We start from the raw sequence: 20,443 nt of genomic DNA, 5'->3' as shown, positions 1-20,443 counted from the left end.
CTTAACCGGTCTACTCTACGGGGTAGAGTTCACCTGGAGTTTTTTTATAAATAAAGAAATAAGAGGCTAATACGTAATCAAAGACTTCTAACCCCAACACATCTGCAAGAATATCCGCCTACTTTTAATAACTCCACCAAGGCCTTACAAAAGTCACATAGAGAAATATAACTTGATCCTGAAACGGATATCGGCAAAATATCATCGCCAAGCTCAAATTTCCCCGTACCGTAAGCTTTTAAATCAAAAACGAGGGGAGGACACAATAAAGTCCACTCCACATCATGTATTTCTTTAATTTTTAAAAAGGCCTCAACTGCTAAATTATGCCGTTTTTCATTATTATCAAAGTGGATTCCGTCCATATCACGAACAAAAGTATCTCGTTTTTTGTCGGTATATAAAAAAGCTGAAGATCCCACAGCAATAAGCTTTATTGAGGAATTCCTAATCAGATTACACACATGCCAAAAAGGCAACTTATCGGCCCCGTACGCTTCAATACGCGGGAAAGACAAGGTATCAATAACAGCATGACATTTAGAAAAATCATTTATATTAAGCTCATGCACTTCTTTTATGATTAAAGGACCGCTGCCGATTGATGACGCAAAATGTTCTACTACGGATGCTACCTGAATTCCCGCACCTTCAGCAGCATTTACAATGCGTCTGCCAAGCTCGGTATCTGCCCCCAACACAGCGATTTTCATAAAAAACCCTTAGCAAAAGAAATAGCTATTTATAACTATTAATTGGTGACGCTGTTTAAGGTTTTCAAGTAAAAGAAAAATACTGCCCTAAAATTACGCGAAATATCTCACAAAAAGAAAAAGCACTTTCAAATCATTAGATCCAAAAGTGCTTTTACAACTTAACTATTCGTTATACATGCGAACCGCCAAGCCGCAACCAATTTTCAAAACAATTCTTGCGATGCCATTCCAAATATTGCGGATTAGGCCATGCAGTCTTATCGTCAGGCAACGACACCTGTTTTCCTTCATACTCAAGATATTCAGCAGCACCTACTGATTTAAGACAAGAAGAGGTTCGAATTACTACCTTATCGTCTGTCACGTACTCTAAGGTAATATAGCCCAAAGAAAACAGCCGATGAAAATCCGATCTGAGCAAAATACCGTTTGCAGCAATCTGCTCTTTAAAATCATAAAAAGGTCTTAGCTGAGCAACTTCAAGTAAAGGAACAATGGTCGATCCGGTAACTGCACACTTAAATTTATAAGCGGCACGAACCTTAGCATAAAAACCTGCAGAATAGCTGCGAAAATGGCTGCGGGAAGCCAGATAGTAAACACCTTTCCAAGTATCGCCGTATTTATCAAGATCCTGATTGTAAACTTTCTTTGCTACCTGATAGAGATAACGTCCGGTAGGATCGTCAATATTTAAAATAAAGCGCATACCTGACTTAAAGTGCGAAGAAACTTCATCAGGTACGGTAATAAGACTGGAACCGTCAAAAATAAAATTATTACCTAAAGTTGCTGCAATTATATTGCTGCCGCGATGACCGCCGTGCTCCTCGACTTCAGCTACAAGATCATCAAAATCTGTAACACCGTTACGCACTCCAAAACGCGACCATGCTTCATCAAGTGAAATTTTATACCACGAGATAAAGAACCCACCGCCAACAACCTTAATTTGATCTCCCATTTGACAAATATATAAAACAACTCCGCCAGGCTGAAAATCTTTAACATCCTGGGTAAGCTGCGATGACGGTTTATCTATCGACCAAAAGCAGCTGTCAAGCGATCCGGAAACTAAATATTCGCTTCTTATGATCTTGTACCATTTAGGAGAAACTTTACAGATCATGATTTGATTGGCGTGTTCCATATTCATACCTTTATCCAATAATTTCCTTCTATAGTAATTTATGTACAAACAAAATAAAATTCTGCGATATGTCACATAATTTGAAAAAATATTCTGCTGACTAAAAAGGCTTAGATTCCGCATAAAAAAGCCTTTTTTGAGTTTATTTTTTTATTTAGAAAAAATTCCCTTAAATATTAACATATTGTAAATTTTATAATTTTTAAATCCATAAAAACAAATTAAATAATTAAACTAAATAAATACCAAATATATTTTTATATAAAATTAATAATCTAAATATATTGATTATTTTTAAATTAAAAATAATTTATTTATATATGAAAACGTTTTCATAAAAATCAAGCTTAAAAATTAATTTATGTAACCGTTTTCATATATCGTTTTTATATGATTGATTGAATTTATTTAAGTAAATACATTAAAAATATAATGGTATTTATCAAAATAAGCTTTCAAACATAATTTTTTTATAGTTGCAAGCGCCCTTGAGTAAAGGTATAAATAGCAACATTAATATGCCGGGTGGCGTATTGATGGGTGAGTTTTTTTATACATAGAGGTTCTTATACATGGATACCTTAAACCACGGACTTGGTACCATAGATTACGTAATCTTCGGTATTTACGTCCTCGTCATCATTAGCGTCGGTCTTGCCGTTTCCCGTAAAAACAAGCAGAGCACCGAAGGCTACTTCCTTGCCGGTAAGTCCCTGCCTTGGTGGGCTGTCGGTGCCTCATTGATCGCAGCTAATATTTCAGCCGAGCAGTTCATCGGTATGTCAGGATCTGGCTTCGTTATCGGCCTGGGTATCGCATCCTACGAATGGATGGCTGCCATTACCTTGATTATCGTTGCAAAATTCTTCCTGCCGGTATTCATCGACAAAGGCATTTACACTATTCCTGAGTTTGTCGAAAAACGCTACAACAGCACCTTAAAGACCATTTTGGCCGTTTTCTGGTTATGCTTGTACATTTTCGTAAACTTAAGCTCAGTCTTATACTTAGGCGGTCTGGCTCTTGAAACCATCCTCGGTATCCCGATGATGTATTCAATTATCGGTCTTGCAGTCTTCGCTTTGGTTTATTCCGTATACGGCGGCTTAAGCGCTGTAGTTTGGACCGACGTTATTCAGGTTGCTGTCTTGGTTGTCGGCGGCTTTGCTACTACCTATATTGCAGTCACCTTCATCGGCGACGGACAAGGATTCTTCTCCGGCATGGGCAATCTTATGGATGCCGCACCTGATCACTTCAAGATGATTTTGGAGAAAGACAATCCTCAGTTCATGAACCTTCCCGGCATCGCCGTTCTCATCGGTGGTTTGTGGATTGCCAACCTCTATTACTGGGGCTTTAACCAGTACATCATCCAACGTACTTTTGCAGCCAAATCCGTCAATGAAGCTCAAAAAGGCCTCGTATTTGCCGGTTACTTAAAGCTCATCATTCCGTTCCTCGTCGTAATTCCGGGTATCGCCGCCTATGTCATTACCCAAGATCAGGAATTAATGGCCAAATTAGGTGCCGGTGCAGCAAACTTCCTGCCGTCACTTGATCACGCCGACCGCGCTTACCCGTGGTTAACCCAGTTCCTGCCTATGGGCGTTAAAGGCTTAGTATTCGCCGCCTTGGCTGCAGCTATCGTATCTTCCTTAGCTTCAATGTTAAACTCTACTGCTACTATCTTCACTATGGATATTTACAAGCAGTACATCAACAAGCAAGCTTCTGATTTACGTTTAGTTAACGTCGGACGTTTAACTGCAATCATCGCCTTAATCATCGCCGTCTTCATGGCTCCGATGTTAGGTGCTATCGATCAGGCCTTCCAATTCATTCAGGAATACACCGGCTTAGTTTCCCCGGGCATCCTTGCAGTATTCATGTTAGGTCTCTTCTACAAGAAGACCACCACCAAAGCAGCATCCATCGGTGTTATCGCTTCAATCCCTATCGCCTTGCTGCTTAAGTTCCTGCCGTTGGAGCTTCCGTTCCTCGATCAGATGTTGTACACCTTCATCCTTACCATCGCTATCATTGTCTTCGTATCCTTGGATTCTTCCGACAATGACGACGATCCTAAGGCCATCATTCTCACTAAGAAGATGTTCATCACCTCTGCAGGATTTAAGATTGGTGCTTATATTGTCTGCCTTATCACTGCTGTCTTATACGCACTGTTCTGGTAATAACGAGATAAAAAGCGGTAAATGTGCCGCTTAATTAGAATGAGCCGCGAAACAAAATCGCGGCTTTTTTGTATTAAAAAATTAAATTTTTGCTTTTTTAAAAAATTGAACTATATATTTATATGTAAGGCAAGGCATTTAAAAGGATCGGTGAACTAAAAAACCTTTCTTTTTTGTCCTGATCTCCAATCGTAACAAAGCCCTTCGCCCTACACCTCATGAAACCGGTAAAGTTTTATGGACAAGCAGCCGTCGGGAAATGCCCGCGGCTGTTTCGTTTTTAACGTTCTACTTTAGGCAAATTTAAATTATTAATATCGGCAACCACATTTTTACGCCAAGAGAATTCAAGATAAGGGACTTCGTTTAAATATTTTTTCAAAAAATAGTCATAAACGTATTTTTTAGCAGCCAACAGCTCAGGAGCAATACCTGCATCATGAGCACACTTCTCTAAATAGCGTTTAAGGCGCTTAAATGCGTCTTTTAATTCTCTTTTATGCGCAAAATAATTAATTGGCAGCAGTAAATCAGAACGTTCAGGTAAGGTAAGGCTTTCTTTTATCCATTCAATAATCATAGCCCCGTGCTGACGAATAGCGCCCCATTTTACTCCACAAGATGCAAGGCCCTGTAATGTAAGCGGCGAGTTTTTCGCTACATCACATAATGCACCGGTAGTAATAACATGATTTAAAGCAATATCGTGCTTTAAAGCAAACTCAAGGCGCTTTTGGCATAAATACTGCAATCTTGTAAGAGCATCGTTTTTAAGTAAACCTGCTCCTTTTATTTGCCTGTATGCTGTTTGAGGATTATAAACAATATCTGCGTCGGCCTTTTTAAGCTCCATCTCCGCTAAAAAATAAGAAAAGCGCTTTTCATCAATACGTTTATAAAGAAGCTTATACATCTCTTCTAAATACTCAACGTCAAGCGCTGCATAGATAAGCTGATTTTCAGATAAAGGACGGTAAAGCCAATCAGTACGGGTACAATCTTTTTCAAGTTCTGCTCCCACTAATTCTTTTACATAAGCGTTAAGACCTTTCCCGTATAGGAAATCATCAAAAGCGGCTAAAAGCTGCAGATCATAGACTTTCTGCGGTAATAATGAAGCAAAACCGTTATCTCGCGCAATCTTAACTAATATCTCCAGATCTTCATCCCCGGAAAAAATAAGTACCGCAGCTTTTGTTTCGGTTAATGTTCTAACTAAATCCTTTATGTTTAAAGCTACCGGATCAACAAGATATGTTTCATTTTTAAATCTTAACTGTAAAAGACCTAAGATCGGAAATAAGGTGTTTATTCTGACAAATTCAGTATCAAGAGAAATAAAATCTTCATCAGTTAAAGATCTGATACTGTCTATAAGTAAATCAAGTTTGGTTTTTTCGTCAACTTTTATATATGAAATCTCTTGCATGATCATTTAGCTTCAGTACGCAAACGACGGCGCAAAACCTTGCCGATGGCAGATTTTGGCAAATCATTAGTAAATTCGACAATGTGCGGAATTTTATACGGAGTGAGATACGATCTGCAATAATCCTTTATTTCCTCAGCAGTAACCGACGGATCGCGTTTTACCACAAAAAGCTTGATTGCTTCTCCGGTCTTATCTGATTTAACGCCGATTGCAGCACATTCAAGCACTTTATCGAACTTACTGACCACATCTTCAATTTCCGACGGAAAAACATTAAATCCCGACACTAAAATCATATCTTTTAATCTATCGATAATCTTAATGTAGCCGCCTTCAAGCCAAACCGCGATATCGCCCGTACGCACATAACCGTCATGCATTACTTTTTTAGTATCCTCTTCATTATGATAATAACCTTTCATAACTTGAGGGCCTTTGATTTCAAGCTCACCGGGCGTATTCAAATCCCAAATTTCATTATCATCAGCGTCAATAATACGGGCATAAGTCCCGGGTAAAGGCAGACCTATTGATCCTGTATATTCTTTTGCCGTATAAGGACATACTGAGCATACTGGAGAGCATTCTGTAAGACCGTAACCTTCCAAAATGTTAAGACCGGTTCGCGCTTTAAAACGCTGCGCAACCCCAGACTGTACCGCAGCTCCGCCGCCGATGACAAGACGCAGTCGCCCTAAAGCTACGTGTTCAAAATCCGGATGATTTAATAAGGCATTAAATAAAGTATTAACTCCGGTAAAAATCGAAATATCAGGATGATGCTTTAATTCTTTAATAAAATCCTTAATTCTGCGCGGATCGGTAATAAGGATGTTGGTCGCACCGATTGCAAAGAACAACATGCAGTTTACCGTCATCGCAAAAATATGGTAAAGCGGCAAAGCGGTAACCACGGTTTCCCGTCCCCTGTCGACAACCGATCCGTAATAGGCTAACAATTCTGAAATATTAGCAATAATATTGCCATGAGTTAATTCAGCACCTTTAGGCTTTCCCGTCGTACCGCCGGTATATTGCAAAAATGCTATATCATCATAACGATTAAGAACCGGATCAAGAGTCAGCTGTGAGCCGATACGCAAAGCTTTTTTAAAGGAAATGCTGTTAGGCATAATGAATTTAGGCACCATTTTTAAAACGGATCGCACCATAAAATTCACTAAGCGCCCGCGAAAAAATCCCAGAGCATCGCCGACTCCCGTCACTATGACATGCCGTATCCGGGTTTGCCCGATAACTTTCTGCAGATTAAAAGCATAATTGGCAATTACCACAATGGCATCAGCCTTACAATCGGCAAGCTGTGTTCCAAGTTCGCGCGGAGTATATAAAGGATTTATGTTAACTACAGTAAGTCCGGCCTTTAACGCGGCAAAAAGAGCAATCGGATATTGAATAAGGTTGGGCATCATTATTGCAAGCCTATCACCCTTTTTAAGCTTGCAATATTTTTGTAAAAATGCGGCGAAATACTCAACTTCCACCGCAAGATTTTCATATGAGATATGACCGGACATATTAATATATGCGGTCTTATCTGCGTAGCGTCGCACTACATAATCAAAGAGGTCATTTAAATTTTCAAACGGACGAGTGTCAACGTCAAAAGAAACTTCAGGAGGATAACTTTTAATCCACGGCAGATCCTTTTGCGTCATAAAACCTCTTTGCTATGAGTGAGCCTTGGCAAATTTATCTAAATACCTCACCAAAACTTCTACACCCTCAAGCGGCATGGCATTATAGATGCTAGCACGCATTCCGCCTAAAACTTTGTGTCCCTTAAGTCCCACCAAATGCTCAGATTTTGCCTGAGCTAAAAATTCGGCATTGAGACTCTCGTCTTTTAAAGTAAACACGCAATTTACGCGAGAGCGATCAGATTTGGCGATAGGACAGCGGTAAAAGTCTGTACTATCAAGAAAATTATATAAAAGGTTTGCTTTCTGACAATTACGTTTTTCCAGTTCTGCGACACCGCCCAAGTCTTTAATCCATTTAAAGTCAAGACCGGCCATATACCAGGCAAAAGAATTAGGAGTGTTGTACATGGAATCATGAGCGGCAAGCACGGACCAGTCAAAAATTGACGGACAATATTTGCGGGCCCGCCCCAGTAAATCTTCTCTTACGATAGTAACGGTAAGACCGGCAGGAGCGACGTTCTTCTGTGCACCGAAAATAATCGCGCCGAATTTAGACACATCAATCTTACGGGTAAGAATATTCGATGACATGTCAACAATTAAAGGAATGTCTCCCGTCTCAGGCAGATTAAACATTTCAATACCGTTTACGGTTTCATTAAGGCAGGCATAAGCGTAAGCAGCGCCGGGAGTTACCTGCATCTTTGAGTAATCTATATAAAAATTACCGTCACTGTCTTTCTCGACGCATTCATGCAAAATTGCTTTACCGTAACGCTCGGCACATTCTTTATACGCGCAGCGTGACCAGTGTCCGGTCACGAAATAATCGGCAAATCCGTCCTCGGGAAGAATATTTAAAGGAACAGCGGCAAACTGACCGCGTCCGCCGCCCTGCTCAAACAATATTTTATAATTTGCAGGAATTTCCATAATATCGCGCAACAGCTGTTCAGCCTCTGCTGCTACCGCCATATACTCGGCGCTGCGATGCGACATTTCTACAATACCCATTCCAAGACCGTTAAAATCACAAAACTCCTTTTGTGCCTTTTCCATAACGGGTACAGGGATCATGCTCGGACCTGCACTATAATTCCAAACCTTCATTTAAATATCCTCCTTGGAGGTTTCTTCAGCGTCTTTATCTTTTCCGCCGTTTAATTTTTCAATAATCTCAAGCTCGTCATTCTTATCAAGATTACGGGCATTACGGGTATGCTCATTTGACGCAACGACGTTCTCAGGTATTGATTGTAACGCAATTATGCTTTCACCTTCATATGGACGCATCACGATTACACCGCCTGCAGTACGTCCGGGCAAAGGCAAGTTGCTTACCGGAGTACGTGTCATATGACCTAAATCGGTAATGACAAGATAATCACTGTTAATGTCAGAGCGAACTACCCCTACAAGCTTTCCGTTACGATCCATATGACTCATGGTCTTAACGCCGCTGCTGCCGCGGTTCATGCGCAAAGGAATGTCAGTTAACAAAATACGCTTGCCGTAGCCGTTTGCCGTTACCATTACCGCTTCAGGATCTGTTTCGTCAACACTTAACAAAATTAATGACACGGCGGTTTGTCCTGGTCTTAACTTAATAATGCGCAAGGCACCGCTGCCGCGTCCTGACGGTCTTATTCCCTGACCTGCATGACGATCGACGACTTTTACCTCACCTTCCGAGGACTGATCTTCATTTTCCTCAACCTCCGGCTCAGCTCCGTCATCATCGCTCTCATCATTATCTGCGACATCTTTTTTATTGTAGAACTCACATATGCGGATGCATTGCCCGTCAGAGCTGAATACGAAGACATCATCATCTCCGCTTGAAATCTCAGCTCCCATCAAGCTGTCGCCTTCACGTAAAGTTATTGCCTTAATCGCTTGATCGTTTACGCGCTGCATAAATGACTTAAAAGCACTGAGTTTTACTTTCTTGATATACCCCATAACGGTTGCCATGATGATGAAATGATTTTCATCAAATTCGGACACCGGGAGCAAAGCAGTGATTTTTTCACCCTCTTCAATTTTAAAGATATTCTGAATAGGACGTCCGCGCCATGTTCTGTTTTCGGAGGTCGGCAAATCAAATACCTTGGAAGCAAAAACGCGTCCTTTATCGGTAAAGCACATCAAGGTATCATGAGTATTGGTTACAGCCATGCGGGAAATGAAATCATCATCCTTAAGCTTTGCCGCCTGACGGCCTTTACCTCCGCGCTGCTGAGCTTCATAAGTGGAAATATCCTGATATTTAATGTAGCCTTCCTGCGACAGAGTAACAATAACATCCTGCGGCGCGATAAAATCGGCTTTGGATAACTTACCGTAATCTTCGGTAAAATCACTGCGGCGTTTGTCGGCAAAAGCTTCTTTGACTTCAATAAGCTCGCCGCGAATGACCTCGTTCATGCGCACGGGATTATTCAATATTTCAAGATAACCCTTGATGTTTTCGATAAGTGCCTTGTAATCTGCCTGAATTTCATCTCCTGCAAGATGGGTAAGTCTTTGCAGCTGCAAAGCAAGAATCGCGCGCGCCTGCTCTTCAGACAAATAGTACTTATCGTCATGAAGTCCAGCTTTTGGATCAATTCCTGACGGCAGGCAAATATTAAATCCTTCTTCAGTTCTTTCAATTAAAGAAGAAATCAAAGTACCGTCCCACGGTTCCTCCATCAAACGACGGCGGGCTTCATCGGCATTAGCCGAATCCGTAATCATGTCGACAATCTTATTGATGTTAGCTTTGGCAACGATTAAGCCTTCATCAAGGAATGCCTTACGGCGATCCTGACGCAGCAGGTAAACTGTACGGCGGGTTACAACCTCGCGACGGAAATTAATAAACTCGCTTAAAATCTCCTTAAGGGGCAGCTGCCGCGGATGATTATGCACCAGAGCAATCATGTTTATCGGGAAGCTTGACTGCAAAGAGGTACGTTCAAATAAATTATTTAAAACCGCCTCTTCATAAGCATCGCGCTTTAAGTCAATAGCAATACGTACCTGATTGTCTTTATCGGATAAATCATTGACTTCCGAAATGCCTTCAATTTTTTTATCTCGTACAAGCTCGGCAATTTGTTTTACGATAGCGCTCTTATTGACGACATAAGGAATCTCATCGACATATATGGTCTTGCGCCCCGACTTATCTTCCTCAATATGAGTGCGGGCACGCATAATGCAGCGGCCGCGGCCGGTGCGATAAGCTTCACGGATGCCGGCATTGCCGACGATAAAGCCTCCTGTAGGAAAATCAGGACCCGGGATATAACGCATAAGATCGTCAAGACCTAAATCCGGATTGTCAAGCAGCGCTACGGTACCGTCAATCACTTCCCCTAAATTATGCGGCGGAATATTGGTTGCCATACCAACAGCAATGCCGGATGAACCGTTTACAAGCAAATTCGGGAAACGAGTCGGCAGCACCTCAGGGATTTGCTCATTGCCGTCATAGTTAGGATAAGTATCGACGGTTTCCTTATCAATATCCTGCAGCATCATTTCGGCAATCTTGGTCATGCGTACTTCGGTGTAACGCATTGCCGCCGGACCGTCGCCGTCGATATTACCGAAGTTGCCCTGACCGAAAATAAGCGGAGCACGCATGGAGAACCATTGAGCCATACGCACGATGGTTTCATATACGGCTGCATCTCCGTGCGGATGGAAACGACCGATTACATCACCTACGACACGAGCGGATTTTTTAGTCTGACCGTTATGCCAAATCTTTAAATCGTACATATCATAAAGCACACGGCGATGCACGGGTTTTAAACCGTCACGAACATCAGGCAGCGCACGATCGACAATTACCGACATCGCGTAATCGATAAAGGATTTTTTAAGCTCATCTTCAAGCTTTACGGTTGCCACATTGGCAGATACGCTCTGCGATGCCGTATCAATACCGTCATCAGAATGGTCTTCACTGCTTTGCCTTATGCCTGCAGACGCAGTGACATCTCCGCTGCCATCCTGTTTTACTGAATTTTGTGATTCCTGATTTAAAGAATCGTCGGTAATATCCGCCATGAAAAGTACCTTAATAAGAGGGGATCGTAAATCTTCAAAATAATTTGCGTCATTTATAAGACGCTTTTTTCACTTTGTCTTATGACAAGTAATTTTAAGCACGGGGAAATCTACTTTGAAAGTAAATTAACCAAACTAAAAACCTTTGATAATGCACTAATTTTTATATGAAATTAATGCCGAAAACAGCGTAGCATTTTAGCATTTTTCTCATTTTTAAGCAATTTTTACCCATAGAAACACATACAAAAAAAGGTACAATAAGTATCTTAAAAACAAAACAAAAAGAGGAATGAGCATGTGGTTTAAAAATGCCAGAATTTACCGCCTTGAACTTAGTGAAGAAATCAAAAATTATTTCAAAGACGAAGAACTTTTAGAAAAAACCGTAAGTGAAAAAGCATATCGTCCGTGCATGGCTCAAGAGGTATCTACTTTAGGTTTTGCACCGATTTTCGGCAAAAGCGCTAAAGCTTTCACTTTTTCAAATGCACATAATCACTTTTTTAAGATTGTAGAAGAAAATAAGCTTTTACCGGCTTCAGTTATTAAAAACGAGCTTGATGAAGAAATCGAAAATAAAGAAATCGCTTTAAAGCGGGAACTGCGTAAAAATGAAAAGCAGGCACTTAAAACCGCCGTCGTTAATAAACTTTTAGCTAAAGCTTTTTCGGCTCGCCGCGAACTTTTGATCTGCGTTAATTCAGAAAAAGGCTATGTAGCAGTGTCAGTATCGTCGGCAAAACGTGCCGAACGGGCTATCGCCATGCTGCGAGAAGCTTTTTCAACATTTCCGGCCAAATGCTTCCAGCCCCGCTGCGTTGTTGAAGATCGCATGACATCCTGGATATCAAATAATGATTTGCCTAATGTTTTTACATTAGGCAATGATGCCACATTAAAAAGTACTGATGATGAAGGCGGTACCGTAAAGGTATCAAAAGAAGATTTAAGCTCCGACGAAATTGCCGTACATATAAATGCCGGCAAAGTAATAACCGATTTACAGCTTATTTTTGAAGATACCGTTATGTGTGTACTTTCTTCTGACTTAACGGTCAAAAGAATGCGCCCTCTTGATCAATTCCTTGAAAAGAACCTTCCTGAGAAATCAGATGATGCCGTTGCCGATATGGCTGCGCATTTATGTCTGCAAGGGGAGGTCTTGACTTCATTAATCGACAGCATTTCAGAGATTTTTGACTGTGAATAAACCCGAACTTTTAGCTCCTGCAGGAAGCTTTGAACATTTAAAAATGGCTGCAGCTTACGGTGCCGATGCCGTTTATGCCGGAATTCCCCGCTGGTCGCTGCGCGTTCGCGGCAACGGATTTACCCGTGAAGATTTTGCCAAAGGAATTGACCATCTGCACGAACGCGGCAAGAAATTTTTTGCCGTATTAAATGTAATTCCGCACATGAGAAGAACGCAGTCATTTATTCCTGCGCTTGATGAAGTTGCGGCATTAAAACCCGATGCTTTTATTATGGCTGATCCGGGGCTTATCATGCTGGCCCGTGAACGCCATCCTGATATTCCAGTTCACCTTTCCGTCCAAGCAAATACCGTAAACTCCGGAACCGTAAAGTTCTGGCAGAAAATCGGCATTACCCGCTGCATTCTTGCCCGTGAGCTTACGCTGCAGGAAATCGCCATGATCCGTGATGATTGCCCTGACATGGAACTTGAAGTGTTCGTGCACGGAGCTTTGTGTATTGCAGTATCGGGACGCTGCCTTATTTCAGGGCTGCTTGCGCGCCGTGATGCTAATGTCGGGGCTTGTACCAACTCCTGCCGCTGGGGTTATAACGTTCGTTCTCTATACGCAGAAATCGAAGAAAGCTCTAAACGTCAAGGAGAGTGGATGCCGATTGAAGAGGATGAGCACGGGTCTTATCTTTTAAACTCAAAAGATTTATGCGCACTGCCATTAATTAAGCGTTTAATGGACATCGGAGTTGATTCGCTTAAAATTGAAGGACGTTCCCGTTCTCCTTTTTACTCAGGTGCCGTAAGCCGGGCTTACCGTTTGGCCATTGACAGCATTGCAGCAGGCGGCGAAATCCCTAATGAATCCTTTGAAATAGTAAATTCCATTCCATCCCGCGGATATACGACAGGTCTTCTTGAAGTTCACCGTCCTGATGAAACGCAGGAATATACCACTAATTCGCCCACCCACGGCAATTGGATAATCGTTGGTGCAATTGAAGAGCAAAAAGATGAAAGACTTTATATCAAAGTTAAAAACCGTTTTGCCAAAGACGATAAATTAATTCTTTTCACTCCTAAAGGTCAGATCCTGCTTAACGGCAATACCATGCTGGATAAACACGGAAAGCCTTGCGATCTTGCTCCGGGTGACGGATATTACGTAAGTCTTGCCCTAAAAGATCCTGTAGATATTTCTACTGCCGTACTATTAAGAGCCAATCATTAATTAAAAATGAGCCTCTTGCTGTTAGAGAGGCTCTTAAATCTTATTTTTGCTTCACACCTAAAGCCTTATACAAAGGATCCGGTTGATCTTTAACATTCTCCGTTATTCTATCCAAAGTAAAACAGTGAACCAGAGAGCACAAACCTCACCCTCCTGCCCCAGCCGTATTCCTTAGTAAAGGATATTAACGGCTGCAAACCGAATCTTTTTCGTTATGCGCATGACACTGCGAGCTGTTCCATTCCCTGCTCTTAAACCCATTCATTCCCTTAAGCTTAGTATTTTAATATCAACAGTGCTGGCAGAGCTGAGTACTCGGGAAATAGCGGTTTACTTTAAGGAAGATGCGACCATACCATTGTGCTTTGCAGGTCAATTTCCGCATCATGGTGTTCAAACATGAACATTACTTTTCATACACTTAAAGTAAATCTTATTGGCTCTTTTATTTGACAACCTCCTCGGTCTAAAGACCGAAGATCCTATTACTAAACAACAATATTGCTATTGTTGTAAACTTCGGCGGGTTCCTGCTGCCGATCTTCAACGAGGTTAGCTTGCCGGGATATCCTAGCAAGCCTGCCCTTGTTTTGTGTCAATTTAATGTCTTTACAATTGCAACATTGGCTTTTGTCTGAATTCGTGAGACTTTATCTGACAGCAGTATGGCAGATGCCTTATACATTCGTACTGAATAATGGAGTTTTTCGGCATCTTTGATAAATTACTTAACTAAAAGGCGTAGGATCACCTCTGCCTACACGTCTTACCACCGGAATATCATCTTCAAAACGAATAACAGTTGTCGGCATTGCATCTAGAACACCGCCGTCTACGATAACGTCCACAATAGATCCTATTTCATCATTAATAGTTATCGGATCATTTTCAGGCTCTTCATGATCGGGGAGAATAAGAGAACAGCTTAAAAGGGGCTCTGAACATTCATTTAATAAAGCTTCAATAATAGCCCCTGCCGGAACACGAATTCCGATAGTGCGTTTTTTCTCATTCATTAAACGTCTCGGAACCTCTTTAGTTGCCGGCAAAATAAAAGTGTAAGCTCCCGGAGTATTGTTCTTAAGTAAACGAAACACGTTATTGCTTACTTTTGCATAGGTTGAAAGCTCGGAAAGATCGCGGCAAATCAATGTAAAATTATGCTTTTTACTTATTTTGCGAATTGCGGCAATTCTTTCCATGGCATTTTTATCGCCTATATTGCAGCACAGAGCATACGCAGAGTCTGTAGGAATAACCCCGACACCGCCGGATTCAATAATAGAACAGGCTTTTTTAATAAAACGCGGCTGCGGGTTATCAGGATGAATAGATATAAATTCTGCTGCCATAATAAATACTCGTTTTTATAAACATGCTTCTTAAATTTGAGTTTTTCGTGTCGTCAATAGAATAGCCAAAAAGCTTATAAAAGTCACGGTAAGCGCTAATACCGCCCATAACATACAAGCTTTTTAGCTTAAAAAGCGTAAGCCTTTGCTTCAGAACAAGTCCACACCGGGGTGATGCCTTCGGGTAAATCAATATTACGCCCGATATCGCGATACGGTCCTTCACTATGAAAGTCAGATCCTACCGAGCCTAACATATCATACTGACGGCATAAGCTTGCTAAATAATCTCTATCGTTTAATCCCTGCTGACAGGATGATACTTCAAGAGCGATGCCTCCGCAGTCCTTAAACTCTTCAATAAGCTTGCGCAGCTTGGTATTGGTCAAATCATAACGGCGGGGATGAGCAAGAACCGCAACTCCGCCTGACTGTTTAATCGCCTCAACCGCAGTCCCTATTTCCATCCACTCGGTACAGACGTATGCGCGTTTTCCTTTCTTTAAAAAAGCATTAAAAGCATCATCAGTAGAAGATGCCCCGCCGACACTTACTAAAAAGCGTGCATAATTACCGCGAGTGATAATAGCACCATCACCGGCCATAGCTTTGGTTCGTTCATAAGCGTTGGGAAAACCGATCCTGCTTAATTTGTAACCGATTTTTTCAGCTCGTTCGATGCGTTTGCCATTCTGCTCTTTAACCAGATTAAGCATATACGAGCATTCAGGATTGATGAAAAGACCGACAATATGAATTTGCTGATGCTGCCATGTAGTTGAGATCTCAATACCCGGAATAACGCAAATACGTCCGCAAGCGGCAGCTTGAGCAGCTTTAATGCCATTTACCGTGTCATGATCAGTTATGGCAAGATGCGTAAGTTTATAATTAACGGCTCTATCAACCACACCTTCAGGTGACAGCGCACCGTCAGACGCATTAGTATGACAATGTAAATCAATAAAACTCATGAATTCGCCTTCATTTCCAACTCTTCCCAACGAGTATATAAAGCATCAAGCCGTTCCTGAAGTTTTGCCCGTTCAAGAGTAAGCCCTTTTGCTTTCACACCGCCGTCAGAATAAATTGCCGGATCGGCAATCTTAACGTCTACTGCAGCAATTTGGCTTTCAAGATCTTCAACTTTTTGCGGCAAATCTTTTAATTCAAAGGATTCGCTATAAGTAAGACCGGATTTTTTAGGTTTGTCTTTTTTATCTTTACGATCAAGCCCTGCTGCAGATATTTTCTCTTCAGTCTTATCTTTTTTGCCTATTCTTTCATAGTAAGCGACCACATCGGACCAACCGCCGACAATTGACTCTATATGACCGCTGCCGTCAAAAATCCAAGTTTCAGTCGCGACCTTGTCTATAAATTTGCGATCATGACTTATCACCATGACCGTTCCCGGAAAGTTATCAACAAGCTCTTCTAATAATTCTAAAGTCTCAAGATCAAGATCGTTCGTCGGCTCGTCCATAATTAGAACATTACAAGGACGGGCAAAAATTCTGGCAAGCATCAAACGGTTTTTCTCACCACCTGAAAGGACCGAGACCGGAGAGCGGGAGCGACGCGCCGTAAACAAAAAGTTTTTAAGATAAGAAAGAACGTGCGTCGTTTTCCCGTTGATTATAACATCCTTACGACCTTCGGCGACATTATCGGCAACAGTTTTATTTTCAACAAGCTGCTCATGATATTGATCAAAATACTGTGCAATAACGTTAGCACCGACACGAACTTTTCCGTGTGTCTGATGTAAAAGCCCCAAAAGAACCTTAATTAAAGTAGTTTTTCCTGCACCGTTAGGTCCGACGATTCCGATGCGATCTTTTCGCATTACGGTTGCACTGAAATTGTCTATAACCTTTTTACCGTCAAACTCAACCGTCACGTCATGCAATTCATATACGATATTGCCGGAACGATCTGCTTCCGATACCTGCATAATGACATTGCCTTGACGATCGCGGCGATTTTTTCTTTCCTCGCGCATCTGTTCAAGATTACGCACACGTCCTTCATTTCTGGCAAGGCGCGCCTTTACACCGCGACGGATCCAAGCTTCTTCTTCAGATAAAATTCTATCGAACTCTTTGCGCTCTAACGACTCCATTCTAAGTCTTTCATCTCGCAGCCTTATATAAGCTTCAAAAGAGCCCGGATAAGAATAAAGCTTTCCTCTATCAAGCTCTACGATCCTGCTGGCACAATGATCGGCAAAAGTCCTATCATGAGTAATGAAAATTAATGCACCTTTAAAATCATTTAGCCAAGTTTCAAGCCATTCAATGGTCTCAATATCAAGATGATTGGTCGGCTCATCTAAAAGCAGCACGTCAGGCTCACAGGATAAAGCTGCAGCCAATGCCACCTTGCGCCGCCAGCCTCCGGATAAGGATTGAAGCGGAGTTTCAGGATCGATTTCCATTTTATTTAAAATCTTGCGGATGATACCGTCTTTTTTCCATCCGTCATGACTTTCAATAAAAGCAGCAAGCGACGCCTGTTCTTGTTCATCATCGCTTAAAAAAAATCTTGCCAGACTTTGACCTACTACCGGCAATGCCTTTGCAACCATCGTATAAGCAGTGCCTTCTGTATTTTGCGGCGGATCCTGTTCAAGGCGCGCAATATTAAGACCTTGCTTTATAATAAGTCTGCCGTCATCTAAGGCGTTAAGGCCGGCAAATACCTTCAACAAGGTTGACTTTCCGGTACCGTTACGTCCTAAAAGACATATTTTTTCACCTTCTTCCAAGGCAAAATCGGCATTATCAAGCAATAAATCATCGCCGTAGGCAAGTTTTGCCTCAAGTAAAGAAATTAAAGCCATTACAGATCCTTAATTCCCTCGGGGCCCCACACTCGTCCGCGAACTTGAGCTTTTTCTTTACTAAAACGCGGAGCCTTGCGCCCGTTTCTCTCCCTGTTGAATTTCCCGTCCCGCGAAGAAAAATCAGAAAAACGCTCTTTATTACCGAATTTTCCGCTTTGATAAGATCCGCGGCGATCTTGAGCTGCCTCATCTTTTAACTCGCGACTCTTTTTATAACTGAAGCGATTTTCCTTATCACTTAAAGTTTTGGACCAGCGCGGAACATTAGTGACGGTAACAAGCGGAGTTACTTCACCTTTACACTCTGCTTTAGTAAAAGAAAGCATAAAGCAGCTGTGACTGTTTTTACTGCGCATAAAATCACGAGGAATGGTAAATTTAGTGATATCTTTAACTGTAAATCCGTAATCCTTGATATTTTCATCAAGCTTAAAATTACGCCGATTAGTACAGAAAATCACATTACCGCCGTCTTTTAAATGACGCGTAAGATTAGCAAGCAGCATCAGATGATCGCGCTGCACGTCAAAAGTCTTTGACATGCGCTTTGAATTTGAAAAGGTCGGCGGATCTATATAGATTAAATCAAAACTCTCATTATGATCGGAGGAAAGCCAAGCCAAACAGTCAGCCTGAATAAAATCATGTCCTTTAAGGCTTATATTATTAAGCTTAAAGTTATCCATACCCCAATCAAGATAGGTTCTGCTCATATCAACGGTAACCGTACGCACGGCTCCGCCTAAAGCCGCCATCACCGAGGCGCTCGCGGTATAGGCAAACAAATTTAAAAATGACTTGTCTTTTGCTTCTTTTCTGATTAAAGCACGAATAGGACGGGCATCCAGGAATAAGCCCGTATCAAGATAATCTTCAAGATTAACTTTAAAACGAGCATCCTTTTCATAAACCTCAAAAAAGTTATTAGTTTTAACTTCGCTCTTTTCGTACTGCTGTGAACCTTTTTGTCTTTCACGGCTTTTTAAAATAACGTGATCGCCGGGAACTCCGGTAACCCGTATAACCGCACTTATCATATCAAGTACGCGACGACGAGCTATTTGTGCCGAAACAGTTGAAGGAGCAGCATACTCCTGTACCACGTAATTATCGCCGTAACAATCAATTGCCGCCTGATAATCAGGCAAGTCGGCATCATAAACGCGATAAGCGTTAGTTTCCTCGTTTTGCGCCCACTTTTTTATAAACTTGATGTTTTTAGTTAAACGGTTTGCAAAATCTGCTGCAGGCTCTGCTGACCTATTAATCTCAGCAACTTCTTTTTCAGGCTCTTCATTTGACAAATTAATTGTAAAAACTCTAAGCTGACACTGCAAAGCACCGTTATAAAGCTTATATACCTTATCAGGATGTAAACGAATGCATGACAGCAAATCATTTGAGCTTGAAATTACGGCAGCTGTCGAACCTTTAAAATTCTCCTTAAGTTTTTGCCCCAGATCTCCGTATAAAGCAATAAGCTCATTGAAGTTACCCATTCTTTCGCCATACGGAGGGTTGGTAACTACGGTAACCGGCAAATTATTGTCAAAAGGATTATATAAAGCACTTAACGGACATGCTTTAGTTTCAATAATTTCAGAAAAACCCGCTTTATAAGCGTTTGATGCTGCAATATCAACAATATTCGAATCCGCATCAAAACCTACTATCTTAGTCCCTTTTTCCTTAGCTGCCTTAAGTCCGCGGTTTGAACGCAAGGTCGCCTCAGCCAAAAGAGCCTGCCACTTATCTTTATCAAAAATTTTAAGTTTGAAAAAACCAAAGTGCGAGCGTCTTAAACCCGGGGCCGTATCAGTAGCAATAGCGGCAGCCTCAAGTAAAAGAGTTCCCGAGCCGCACATCGGATCTAAAAAGTTCTGCCCTGCATATCCCGAACGAACAACCATCGCTGCAGCTAAATTTTCTTTTAAAGGAGCAATTCCGGTGTTACGGTGATATTCACGCTTTAATAAAGCAAGGCCTGAAATATCTATTCCTATAAAGGCCTGACCTTTACGCTCCAAATGAGCAAAAATTCTGACATCAGGCTGATGACGATCAACATCCGGACGTTTACCGTCACTTTTTAACAGGCGATCACAGACAGCATCCTTTACTTTCAATGCACCGTACTGCGTATTACGAATGGATTCGTTAGTACCGGAAAATTCCACGGCAATGGTTTCATTGCTTGAAAAATAATTTTCCCACGCAACACCTGCCGCCCCCATATATAAATCGGTATCATCATTACAATAAAAGCTCTGCAGATTCAATAAAATGCGTGAAGCAAAACGGCTCCATAAACAAGCCCGCATGCCGTCGGCAAATTCTCCGTCAAAATAGACGCCTGCAACCGTTTCTTTAACATTTTTAAGATTTAAAGAAGTTAATTCGTTAAATAAAAGACCTTCAAGACCCTTGGGACAAGGAGCAAAAAACTTCAGCATAGAATCTCCATAATTTTAGTGGAGCTATTATATCAAGCGACATATCGGTATTTTTGCTAAAAAAACTTATATTTTTAACTAAAAAGCCCCAATTATGAACTCTACCCCGTAGAGTAGACCGGTTAAG

14 protein-coding genes are annotated in these 20,443 nt (G+C 41.5%); 3 read left to right on the top strand and 11 right to left on the bottom strand.

The window, feature by feature from the left end; translation table 11 throughout:
- Positions 1 to 77: 77 nt before the first annotated feature.
- Complete coding sequence (locus HMPREF9444_RS07935; protein ID WP_009143898.1) at positions 78 to 713, bottom strand: NAD(P)-dependent oxidoreductase; 636 nt, start codon at positions 711 to 713, stop codon at positions 78 to 80.
- A 172-nt stretch (positions 714 to 885) separates the two neighbouring features.
- Positions 886 to 1,872: an HNH endonuclease gene (locus HMPREF9444_RS07930; protein ID WP_009143897.1), complete on the bottom strand. Its 987-nt coding sequence runs from the start codon at positions 1,870 to 1,872 to the stop codon at positions 886 to 888.
- Positions 1,873 to 2,438: 566 nt separating this feature from the next.
- On the opposite strand from HMPREF9444_RS07930, the gene HMPREF9444_RS07925 reads away from it, so the two are divergent.
- Positions 2,439 to 4,061: a sodium/sugar symporter gene (locus HMPREF9444_RS07925; RefSeq protein ID WP_009143896.1), complete on the top strand. Its 1,623-nt coding sequence runs from the start codon at positions 2,439 to 2,441 to the stop codon at positions 4,059 to 4,061.
- 280 nt (positions 4,062 to 4,341) lie between these two features.
- On the opposite strand, the gene HMPREF9444_RS07920 is transcribed toward HMPREF9444_RS07925, so the two are convergent.
- From HMPREF9444_RS07920 to gyrA, 4 genes are read right to left on the bottom strand one after another with little or no spacing between them, the layout of a single operon-like run.
- Positions 4,342 to 5,490 carry a ribonuclease D gene (locus HMPREF9444_RS07920; RefSeq protein ID WP_222859205.1) on the bottom strand — a complete coding sequence of 383 codons (1,149 nt, stop codon included), beginning with the start codon at positions 5,488 to 5,490 and terminating at the stop codon, positions 4,342 to 4,344.
- Between the two features lie 2 nt (positions 5,491 to 5,492).
- Positions 5,493 to 7,172: an AMP-binding protein gene (locus HMPREF9444_RS07915; RefSeq protein WP_009143893.1), complete on the bottom strand. Its 1,680-nt coding sequence runs from the start codon at positions 7,170 to 7,172 to the stop codon at positions 5,493 to 5,495.
- Positions 7,173 to 7,184: 12 nt separating this feature from the next.
- The gene (serC, locus tag HMPREF9444_RS07910; RefSeq protein ID WP_009143892.1) at positions 7,185 to 8,270 is read right to left on the bottom strand and encodes a 3-phosphoserine/phosphohydroxythreonine transaminase; all 1,086 of its coding nucleotides are present in this window, start codon (positions 8,268 to 8,270) and stop codon (positions 7,185 to 7,187) included.
- A complete protein-coding gene (gene gyrA / locus HMPREF9444_RS07905; protein ID WP_009143891.1) occupies positions 8,271 to 11,222 on the bottom strand; it encodes a DNA gyrase subunit A in 2,952 nt (983 codons plus the stop codon).
- A 298-nt stretch (positions 11,223 to 11,520) separates the two neighbouring features.
- Between gyrA and HMPREF9444_RS07900 the strand changes: the two genes are divergently transcribed.
- Positions 11,521 to 12,435 carry a recombination-associated protein RdgC gene (locus HMPREF9444_RS07900; RefSeq protein WP_040909423.1) on the top strand — a complete coding sequence of 305 codons (915 nt, stop codon included), beginning with the start codon at positions 11,521 to 11,523 and terminating at the stop codon, positions 12,433 to 12,435.
- On the top strand, positions 12,428 to 13,663 hold the full coding sequence (locus tag HMPREF9444_RS07895) for a U32 family peptidase C-terminal domain-containing protein (RefSeq protein WP_009143889.1): 1,236 nt from the start codon (positions 12,428 to 12,430) through the stop codon (positions 13,661 to 13,663). The genes HMPREF9444_RS07900 and HMPREF9444_RS07895 overlap by 8 nt, the downstream gene beginning before the upstream one ends.
- 289 nt (positions 13,664 to 13,952) lie before the next feature.
- Here HMPREF9444_RS07895 and HMPREF9444_RS11460 read toward each other — a convergent pair whose 3' ends face one another.
- From HMPREF9444_RS11460 to rlmKL, 5 genes are all read right to left on the bottom strand, one after another.
- Entirely contained in the window at positions 13,953 to 14,048 is a 96-nt protein-coding gene (locus HMPREF9444_RS11460) for a zinc ribbon domain-containing protein (RefSeq protein ID WP_423836395.1), read from the bottom strand.
- A 343-nt stretch (positions 14,049 to 14,391) separates the two neighbouring features.
- The gene (locus HMPREF9444_RS07885) at positions 14,392 to 15,015 is read right to left on the bottom strand and encodes an L-threonylcarbamoyladenylate synthase (protein ID WP_009143887.1); all 624 of its coding nucleotides are present in this window, start codon (positions 15,013 to 15,015) and stop codon (positions 14,392 to 14,394) included.
- A 128-nt stretch (positions 15,016 to 15,143) separates the two neighbouring features.
- Entirely contained in the window at positions 15,144 to 15,989 is an 846-nt protein-coding gene (locus HMPREF9444_RS07880) for a PHP domain-containing protein (protein WP_009143886.1), read from the bottom strand.
- Positions 15,986 to 17,860, bottom strand: a complete 1,875-nt coding sequence (locus tag HMPREF9444_RS07875; RefSeq protein ID WP_009143885.1) for an ATP-binding cassette domain-containing protein — start codon at positions 17,858 to 17,860, stop codon at positions 15,986 to 15,988. Before HMPREF9444_RS07875 ends, HMPREF9444_RS07880 begins: the two co-directional genes overlap by 4 nt.
- On the bottom strand, positions 17,860 to 20,316 hold the full coding sequence (gene rlmKL / locus HMPREF9444_RS07870) for a bifunctional 23S rRNA (guanine(2069)-N(7))-methyltransferase RlmK/23S rRNA (guanine(2445)-N(2))-methyltransferase RlmL (RefSeq protein WP_009143884.1): 2,457 nt from the start codon (positions 20,314 to 20,316) through the stop codon (positions 17,860 to 17,862). The genes HMPREF9444_RS07875 and rlmKL overlap by 1 nt, the downstream gene beginning before the upstream one ends.
- Positions 20,317 to 20,443 lie beyond the last annotated feature (127 nt).

It is taken from the genome of Succinatimonas hippei YIT 12066, from assembly GCF_000188195.1.
Taxonomy (GTDB): domain Bacteria; phylum Pseudomonadota; class Gammaproteobacteria; order Enterobacterales; family Succinivibrionaceae; genus Succinatimonas; species Succinatimonas hippei.
The sequence above is the reverse complement of the archived record's forward strand: the minus strand, read 5'-3'. Positions and strand labels throughout refer to the sequence as shown.

What these genes read in the sequence shown, in the direction of transcription:
- HMPREF9444_RS07935 (WP_009143898.1), bottom strand. Translation starts at nt 713, where the DNA reads ATGAAAATCGCTGTGTTGGGGGCAGATACCGAGCTTGGCAGACGCATT.
- HMPREF9444_RS07930 (WP_009143897.1), bottom strand. Translation starts at nt 1,872, where the DNA reads ATGAATATGGAACACGCCAATCAAATCATGATCTGTAAAGTTTCTCCT.
- HMPREF9444_RS07925 (WP_009143896.1), top strand. Translation starts at nt 2,439, where the DNA reads ATGGATACCTTAAACCACGGACTTGGTACCATAGATTACGTAATCTTC.
- HMPREF9444_RS07920 (WP_222859205.1), bottom strand. Translation starts at nt 5,490, where the DNA reads ATGCAAGAGATTTCATATATAAAAGTTGACGAAAAAACCAAACTTGAT.
- HMPREF9444_RS07915 (WP_009143893.1), bottom strand. Translation starts at nt 7,172, where the DNA reads ATGACGCAAAAGGATCTGCCGTGGATTAAAAGTTATCCTCCTGAAGTT.
- serC (WP_009143892.1), bottom strand. Translation starts at nt 8,270, where the DNA reads ATGAAGGTTTGGAATTATAGTGCAGGTCCGAGCATGATCCCTGTACCC.
- gyrA (WP_009143891.1), bottom strand. Translation starts at nt 11,222, where the DNA reads ATGGCGGATATTACCGACGATTCTTTAAATCAGGAATCACAAAATTCA.
- HMPREF9444_RS07900 (WP_040909423.1), top strand. Translation starts at nt 11,521, where the DNA reads ATGTGGTTTAAAAATGCCAGAATTTACCGCCTTGAACTTAGTGAAGAA.
- HMPREF9444_RS11460 (WP_423836395.1), bottom strand. Translation starts at nt 14,048, where the DNA reads ATGCGGAAATTGACCTGCAAAGCACAATGGTATGGTCGCATCTTCCTT.
- HMPREF9444_RS07885 (WP_009143887.1), bottom strand. Translation starts at nt 15,015, where the DNA reads ATGGCAGCAGAATTTATATCTATTCATCCTGATAACCCGCAGCCGCGT.
- HMPREF9444_RS07880 (WP_009143886.1), bottom strand. Translation starts at nt 15,989, where the DNA reads ATGAGTTTTATTGATTTACATTGTCATACTAATGCGTCTGACGGTGCG.
- HMPREF9444_RS07875 (WP_009143885.1), bottom strand. Translation starts at nt 17,860, where the DNA reads ATGGCTTTAATTTCTTTACTTGAGGCAAAACTTGCCTACGGCGATGAT.
- rlmKL (WP_009143884.1), bottom strand. Translation starts at nt 20,316, where the DNA reads ATGCTGAAGTTTTTTGCTCCTTGTCCCAAGGGTCTTGAAGGTCTTTTA.